4 protein-coding genes are annotated in these 7,747 nt (G+C 51.1%); 3 read left to right on the forward strand and 1 reads right to left on the reverse strand.

The genetic code is table 11. From position 1 onward, the window contains the following. Positions 1-152: 152 nt before the first annotated feature. The 3 genes from IQ268_RS01570 (at position 153) to IQ268_RS01580 (ending at position 7,239) form a co-directional block, all read left to right on the forward strand. Positions 153-1,007: a DUF72 domain-containing protein gene (locus tag IQ268_RS01570; RefSeq protein ID WP_193874808.1), complete on the forward strand. Its 855-nt coding sequence runs from the start codon at positions 153-155 to the stop codon at positions 1,005-1,007. Between the two features lie 250 nt (positions 1,008-1,257). Continuing rightward, entirely contained in the window at positions 1,258-2,814 is a 1,557-nt protein-coding gene (locus tag IQ268_RS01575) for an AAA-like domain-containing protein (RefSeq protein ID WP_193874810.1), read from the forward strand. Positions 2,815-3,267: 453 nt separating this feature from the next. Further along, positions 3,268-7,239, forward strand: coding sequence for an AAA-like domain-containing protein (locus IQ268_RS01580; protein ID WP_193874812.1), 3,972 nt, complete (start codon positions 3,268-3,270; stop codon positions 7,237-7,239). Here IQ268_RS01580 and IQ268_RS32670 read toward each other — a convergent pair whose 3' ends face one another. After that, a complete protein-coding gene (locus IQ268_RS32670; RefSeq protein ID WP_255527126.1) occupies positions 7,240-7,374 on the reverse strand; it encodes a hypothetical protein in 135 nt (44 codons plus the stop codon). Positions 7,375-7,747: the final 373 nt, after the last annotated feature.

Genomic DNA, 7,747 nt, shown 5'->3' on the forward strand with positions numbered 1-7,747 from the left:
GGGGTATAAGCCATTGACAACAACCGTTTAGGCATCAGCATCAGTGCGTCTTTCAGTGCGTCTTTTTTAGTAATAGGCGATCGCTGGTTGTTTAAGGTTAAAGTCTCCAACTATAGTCATTTCAGTGTCCTTACGGTTCCTGCATTAAATTCATGAATTTTCACCTGGGTTGTGCGGTTTGGGCTTACAAAGAGTGGGTAGGTGAATTGTTTCCATCTGGCAGCAGAGCCGCCGACTTTTTGTCGCTTTATAGCCATCGCTTCACTACAGTTGAAGGCAACACTACGTTCTACTCGGTTCCCGATCGCACCACGGTTAAGCGGTGGGTACACGAAACGCCCGACGGCTTTAAGTTTTGCCTCAAGTTACCCAAGTCTATTACGCATCAGGGATTACTGGCTCCCAGGCTTCCAGAGGCGATCGCCTTTGTGGAACTGATGAGCGGGTTGGGCGATCGGCTTGGCCCTATATTTGCCCAACTGCCACCCAGCTATAGCCCCGCACAACTGGCCGATCTAACCCACTTTTTAGAGGCGTTTCCTCGGCACACCGCGCAACTGGCCTTAGAAGTGCGCCATCCTGATTGGTTTCAGGTGCCGCAGGCCAGGCCGCTTAACACGCTACTTCAGCGGTTAGGTGTGGGACGGGTGCTGCTCGATACGCGTCCTATTTATGAGTGTCCCGATGATCCGCAACTGCATTCAGAACGGCGCAAACCCAGATTGCCTCTAGATTTGACCGTAACCGCTGATTTTAGTTTGGTGCGCTACATCAGCCACCCGGAGTTAACAATGAATGAATCGTATTTAAGCGAGTGGGTGACGCAGGTAGACCAGTGGTTGCGCCAGGGTACGCAAATTTACTTCTTTGTTCACTGTCCGCAGGAGGTGCGATCGCCCACGACAGCTCGTTATTTTCAAGAATCGTTGGAACAGCAACACGCGCCTGTGCCACCGTTGCCGTGGACTGGTTTGGAGCAACCGCCTGCCCAACTGAATTTGTTTTAGCCGTTCTATTTCAATCCGTTGACCTCTGCTGGTGAGGCCGATCGCTCAATTGTGTGAGTGGGGTTCTGTGTTGCTGGGTGTAGAGTGCGATCGTTGAGAGATCTGTAAAACGGCTGAGGGTTTTGCGATCGCCCCTTAGAAGATGTTTTAAAGGTGTTGCTTGTAGCCCGACGCCCTTACAGGAGACATTGGATACTTTTTCAACATCCCCTTACACTGAACACACAGCCCCAGTTCAATCGATCGTCACATGCATCTCAATTCGGCTGAAGGCCAGCCTGTTCAAGTTTTCATTAGCTATCGCAGCCAAGAGCCTGACCAGAGCCTTGCCCACCAATTCTCTCAGACGTTACAGAGTGCTGGACATGAGGTGTTCATGGCTGCTGAAAGCATTCGTTTGGGCGATCGCTGGTCGCAGCGCATTGATCAGGCATTAGAGCGCTGTGATTACTTTCTGCTGTTGCTCTCATCGCAATCTGCCACCAGTGAAATGGTGACGGAGGAAGTGCGCCGAGCCAGAGAGTTACGCGATTTGCGGTCTGGAGAGAAGCCAGTCATCTTGCCGATTCGGGTTCAGTTTCCGATGAGTTCGCCGCTGAATTATGATTTGCGCGGCTACCTGAACCGGATTCAGCAGCGAGAATGGAAGTCCTCAAATGATACGCCGATTATTCTGCAAGAGGTTCTTGAGCTATTAGCGACAGGAAACCGCCTTGCCGATGTAGACGATGTTGCCACTCCCCCCACTCTCCCTTCTACCGATACGCCACCGCTTCCCGTTGCTGAACCCGAACTTCCCGGTGGACAGGTGGATCTGGCATCGAAGTTTTATGTGGAACGATCGCCAATTGAACAAAACGGCTACGAAACGATCACGAAACCGGGGGCGTTAATTCGCATCAAAGCGCCCCGGCAGATGGGCAAAACGTCGTTGATGTCGAGGCTGTTGCACCATGCGGGTGAGCAGGGCTGTCTCACGGTGCCGTTGAGCTTTCAGATTGCGGATGCCGCGATTTTTGCGGATCTGGATAAGTTCTTGCGCTGGTTTTGTGCCAGTGTGGGACGCAGATTGCGGATTCCCAATAAGCTAACGGACTACTGGGATGAGATGTTTGGCAGTAAGGACAACTGCACTGCTTATTTTGAGGAGTATTTGCTGCCGGAAATTTCGGCACCGCTGGCGTTGGGACTGGATGAGGTGGATATGGTGTTCCAGCATCCAGAGATTGCTTCAGATTTTTTTGGTTTGCTGCGGGCATGGCATGAGGACGCGAAGACGCGGGAGGTGTGGAAGAAGCTGCGGCTGGTAGTGGTGCATTCCACAGAGGTGTATATTCCGCTGAATATCAATCAGTCGCCGTTTAATGTGGGACTGCCGATCGAACTTCCGGAGTTTACGCCCGCACAGGTGTTGGATTTAGCCCACCGTCATGGACTGGATTGGACGCTGGAGCAGGTTACATCCCTGATGGATATGGTGGGTGGTCATCCTTATTTAGTACGGGTAGCGCTGTATCACGTTGCGCGGCAAGAGATTTCGCTGGCGGATCTGTTGCGATCGGCTCCAACGGAAGCGGGTTTATACGCCGATCATCTGCGTCGCCATTTGTGGAATTTGGAACAGCGTCCAGAACTGGCGGCAGCGGCTAAGCGGGTGTTTACTGCGAATCAGCCTGTGCGACTGGAAGCGATTCAGGCGTTTCAACTGCACAGTATGGGGATTTTGCATTTGCAGAGGAATGAGGTGGTGCCGCGATGTAATTTATATCGGCAGTATTTTGGCGATCGCTTAACGGTGAGGAGGTAGGGAATGAGCGATCGGACTGTAAGAGGATGCTTTAGAAGTGTCGATTGCGACCTGAACGACCTCCTTTTCTGGCGTTCCGCAGGTGCTCAGCCCCCAATTCCGCGGGACTGTGAAATAGAAATGGCTCGAAAGTCCCCCATTTTTGGGGGATTTAGGGGGAGAATGCAGCACATTTGCGACGTTTCAAATGTCCTCTCACTATCACGGCTCAAGCTCACTACTCGAATGTTGATGTTTACAAGTTGAATGTTGATGTTTACCACTCAAATGCTAATGCTCACAAATCGAATGTTGATGCTCACAGATTGAATGTTGGAACTCAAAGGTTCGTAAGGCAGGCTTAGAAGGTGTTTGAGATGTATCGGATGCTCTGCATTGGCCCCCTAAATCCCCCAATTTTGGGGGACTTTGAACTAAGAATGGCTTGGAGGTTGGCTCTAAGGAGTGGCGGGAATGAGTGACATGTATCAGGTTGGGGGGAGTTTACCCGCAGATGCGCCAACGTATGTGGTGCGACAGGCAGATACCGATCTGTATGAGGGATTGCTGGCGGGTGAGTTTTGTTATGTGCTCAATTCGCGGCAGATGGGCAAGTCGAGTTTGCGGGTGCGGACGATGACGCGCTTGCAGACGGCAGGAGTGGCCTGTGCCTCGATCGACATCACCACGGTGGGGGAGCAGGGAGTCACGGCTGACCAGTGGTATGCGGGTATCATCCGGAAGTTGGTGCAGAGCTTTGAGCTACATCAAACCGTTAACGTGCGAAGTTGGTTGCGCGATCGCGACTTTCTCACTCCGGTGCAGCGGTTGGGTGAGTTTATTGATGAGGTGCTGTTGGCGGAGGTGCCGGGGCAAATCGTCATCTTTATTGATGAGATCGATAGCGTCCTTAGCCTTGACTTTCCGATCGATGATTTCTTTACGTTTATTCGGGCGTGCTATAACCAGCGGGTTGATCAACCCGTTTATCAACGTTTGACGTTTGCGCTGTTTGGGGTGGCAACGCCCTCTGATCTGATTCAGGATAAGACGCGCACTCCCTTTAATATTGGACGGGCGATCGAACTGTGCGGCTTTCAATTAGCAGAAACGGAACCGCTGATGCAAGCGCTTGCGTCGAAAGTGGGAAATCCAAAGGCGGTGCTTAAAGCGGTGCTGGATTGGACAGGGGGACAGCCGTTTCTGACGCAAAAGATTTGTCAATATGTGGCGATCGCGCCTGATGCCATTCCTGAGAATAATGAAGCGGCAGGGATTGAGAGCTTAGTGCAAACGCAGGTGATCCAGCACTGGGAATCGCAGGACGAGCCAGAGCATTTGCGGACGATTCGCGATCGGATTCTCCGCAATGAAAAGCAGGCGGGGCGGCTGTTGGGGCTATATCAGCAGATTGTGCAGCAGGAGGGTTTGGCGGCAACGGATAGTCGTGACCAGATGGAGCTGCGGTTGTCTGGTTTGGTGGTGAAGCAACACGGACGGTTGCAGGTGTATAACCGGATTTATGCAACGGTGTTCGATCGAGCCTGGGTCGATCGGGGTTTGGCCGAACTGCGTCCCTATGCGGAGGCGATTACAGCCTGGATTGGTTCTCAGCAGCAGGATGAATCTCGTCTGTTGCGGGGCAATGCTTTACTGGAAGCGCAGCAATGGGCAACCACCAAAAACCTCAGCAGTGATGACTATCAGTTTCTGACGGCGAGCCAGAATTTGATTAACCGTGAGGTGCAGGAAGCCAACCGCATCCTGGAGGAAGCTAACCATAAGGCAAAGCAGCGAATTCGGATTGGCTCTGGCGTCTTGTTGGCAACATTACTGATATCAGCATTGACTGGGGTATCTCTGGGCCGCGAAGCGATGAAAGCGAGGAAAGACCTAGAAGCTGCTGTTGAAGAGACGCAAAAAGCGCAACAGGAAGAATTAGTAGCTCGACAAGAGCAAACTAATGCAACCCAACTCATGAGAATCGCTAATCGCGAAGTGACTGAGGCCAGACAAGAGGGAGCCAGGATTGAACGACAGTCACAACAGCGAATTGCAGATGCGACTCGACAAGTTAACGCAGCAACGATTCAGGCTGCCCAAGCTCGGCAGCAACAGCAACAAGTTGGAGAGGCTGCTCAAAACGCTCAACGAGCAGCAGTCATAGCAAGGCAGCAACAGGAAGAAGCACAGGTAGCAGCCTTAGGAGCAAGAACAGAGCGTGAGCAAGCCCAAGAAGGAACCAGGTTGGAGCAACGGGGATCTGACTTACTGAGATTTCAGCTAAGTCGCTTTAGAGGTATTGAGATATTGCTATCTGCAATGGAACTAGGACAAAGCTTGAAAGACTTGATTCGAGATAGTTCTACCGACAGCAATATGCTGGCATTAAAGGACTATCCAGCAACTAGCCCAATATTAGCTTTACGAACGGCTGTCAACAGTGTTTTGGAACCGAATGTGTTTCCTCTCGGATCTGATACCAGCTTTAGCCCGGATGGGCAGCACTTGATAATTCACTCACGCAGTGAGAAACGTAGCCGTTTATATGACCTCTCAGGCAATCAACTCGCTGAGTTTGAGGGATTTGATGCTAGCTTCAGTCCGGATGGACAACGATTGGTAACTTCCTCATTCCCTGGCAACGGTAGCCGTTTGTATGACCTCTCAGGCAATCTACTCGCTGAGTTCAAGGGACTTGATGCTAGCTTCAGTCCGGATGGACAACGATTGGTAACTTCCTCATTCCCTAGCAACAGTAGCCGTTTGTATGACCTCTCAGGCAACCTACTCGCTGAGTTCGAGGGATTTGATGCTAGCTTCAGTCCGGATGGGCAGCAATTAGTAGCATTCTCAAGCATTGGGAACCGTACCCATTTGTATGACATCTTGGGCAACCTACTCGCTGAGTTGGAGGGAAGCTCTGCCAGCTTTAGCCCAGATGGACAACGGTTAGTGACATTCTCATACGATGAGAACTCTATCCGTTTATATGACCTCTCAGGCAATCAACTTGCTGAGTTTGAAGGATTTGATGCCAGTTTTAGCCCAGATGGACAGTGGTTAGTAACATCCCCATATGATGAGAACTCTATCCGTTTATATGACCTCTCAGGCAATCAACTCGCTGAGTTTGAAGGATTTGATGCCAGTTTTAGCCCAGATGGGCAGCAGTTGGTGATTGCCTCAGGGAGCCGTACCCATTTGTATGACATCTTAGGTAATCAACTTGCTGAGTTTGAAGGAGGCCATGTTAAATTCAGCCCTGATGGGCAACGGTTGGTGACTTCCTCAACTGATCAACTTGTTCGTTTATATGACATCTTAGGTAATCAACTCGCTGAATTTGAGGGCCCAACCGCTGATTTCAGTCCAGATGGGCAATGGTTGGTAGTTGATCCATCTAGTGACCGCATCTCCTACACTGCCGAAAGCCCTATTCACCTGTATAGTCTCTCCAGCATTCAGTCAAAGGACTTTCGGGGAAGCTATGCCAGATTCAGTCCAGATGGGCAACTGTTGGTAACTTCCTCAGCAAATCAACTTATTCGTTTGTATGACCTCTCAGGCAATCAACTCACTGAGTTTGAGGGAGGATTTGCCGAGTTTAGCCCGGATGGGCAGCAGTTGGTGATTGCCTCGGGGAACGGCACCCATTTGTATGACCTCTTGGGTAATCAACTCGCTGAGTTTGAGGGAATCTTTACCAGCTTCAGCCCGGATGGGCAGTGGTTGGTAGCTTCCTTAAGCGTTGGGAACCGTACCCGTTTGTATGACCTCTTGGGTAATCAACTCGCTGAGTTTGAGGGAATCTTTACCAGCTTCAGCCCGGATGGGCAGTGGTTGGTAGCTTCCTTAAGCGTTGGGAACCGTACCCGTTTGTATGACCTCTCGGGCAACCGACTCGCTGAGTTTGAGGGAAGCTTTGCCGAGTTTAGCCCGGACGGGCAGCGGTTAGTGGCTTCCTTAAGCATTGATGGGAACCGTACCCGTTTGTATAACCTCTCGGGCAACCAACTCGCTGAGTTTGAGGGAAGCTCTGCCAGCTTCAGCCCGGATGGGCAGCGGCTGGTGACTTTCTCATACAGATATGGTGAGAACTCTATCCGTTTGTATGACCTCTCGGGCAATCCACTCGCTGAGTTTGAGGGAAGATTTGTCAGCTTTAGCCCAGATGGGCAACAACTGGTTGTTGCTTCGGATGACGGCACTACTCGGCTTTACAACCTATCTGGCGATGTTTTAGCAGAGTTTTTAGGATCTGCTTCTGACTTAAGCCCTAATGGTAAATACTTGATTACATTCTTACCAAATGGTGTCGGTCGTTTGTGGCGAGTTGACAATGGGTTAGATAACCTGCTGGCACAGGGCTGTGCTTGGCTCCGTCAAGGATACTTTACTACTCATCCAGAGGCTTTAGAACGATTATCAGTATGTCAAAACTGATCAGAAGTTGAGTGAATAGAATCGGGCATCTTTGAGAAGAACGATCGCCAACTCTGCAACCTGCCACCCCGTCCAGAAACCGAAAGCAGCGATCGCTAGTTCATCGGTAGAGAGGCGATCGCCTCTAAACATCAAGGGAGCGATCGCTCAGCCTCTCTACCAGAGAAACGCACACTCTTTAACCTCACTTGACTCCACCTCAAAGACACCGTATCGTAAGGGGTTAAGTTGCCTTAGTGTATCGATCGCAGCAGGCAACCGGATACCAAAAATCTAGTCAGCGCTATCCAAGACGGTGGCCGCCGCCAAGGATAGCTGACCCCCACGTTGTGCTAGTCAACGCGGCGGCTTGGGAGATTTTAGCACTCCTTTCAGCCACCCTGCTTTGCGCTGCAATTATCGCGGGGTGGCTAGGTTTTTGGCTTTCTTAACGCAAGCCAAACCGGAGTAAACCCCATGACCGACTTCATCGGCGAATTTCCCTACGAACCCACCCCCAGCCCTAGCC

Origin of the sequence: Oculatella sp. LEGE 06141 (assembly GCF_015207605.1) — a bacterium.
Classification (GTDB): domain Bacteria; phylum Cyanobacteriota; class Cyanobacteriia; order Elainellales; family Elainellaceae; genus Oculatella.

Coding starts and splice junctions, on each gene's coding strand:
- IQ268_RS01570 (WP_193874808.1), top strand. CDS start 153: ATGAATTTTCACCTGGGTTGTGCGGTTTGGGCTTACAAAGAGTGGGTA.
- IQ268_RS01575 (WP_193874810.1), top strand. CDS start 1,258: ATGCATCTCAATTCGGCTGAAGGCCAGCCTGTTCAAGTTTTCATTAGC.
- IQ268_RS01580 (WP_193874812.1), top strand. CDS start 3,268: ATGAGTGACATGTATCAGGTTGGGGGGAGTTTACCCGCAGATGCGCCA.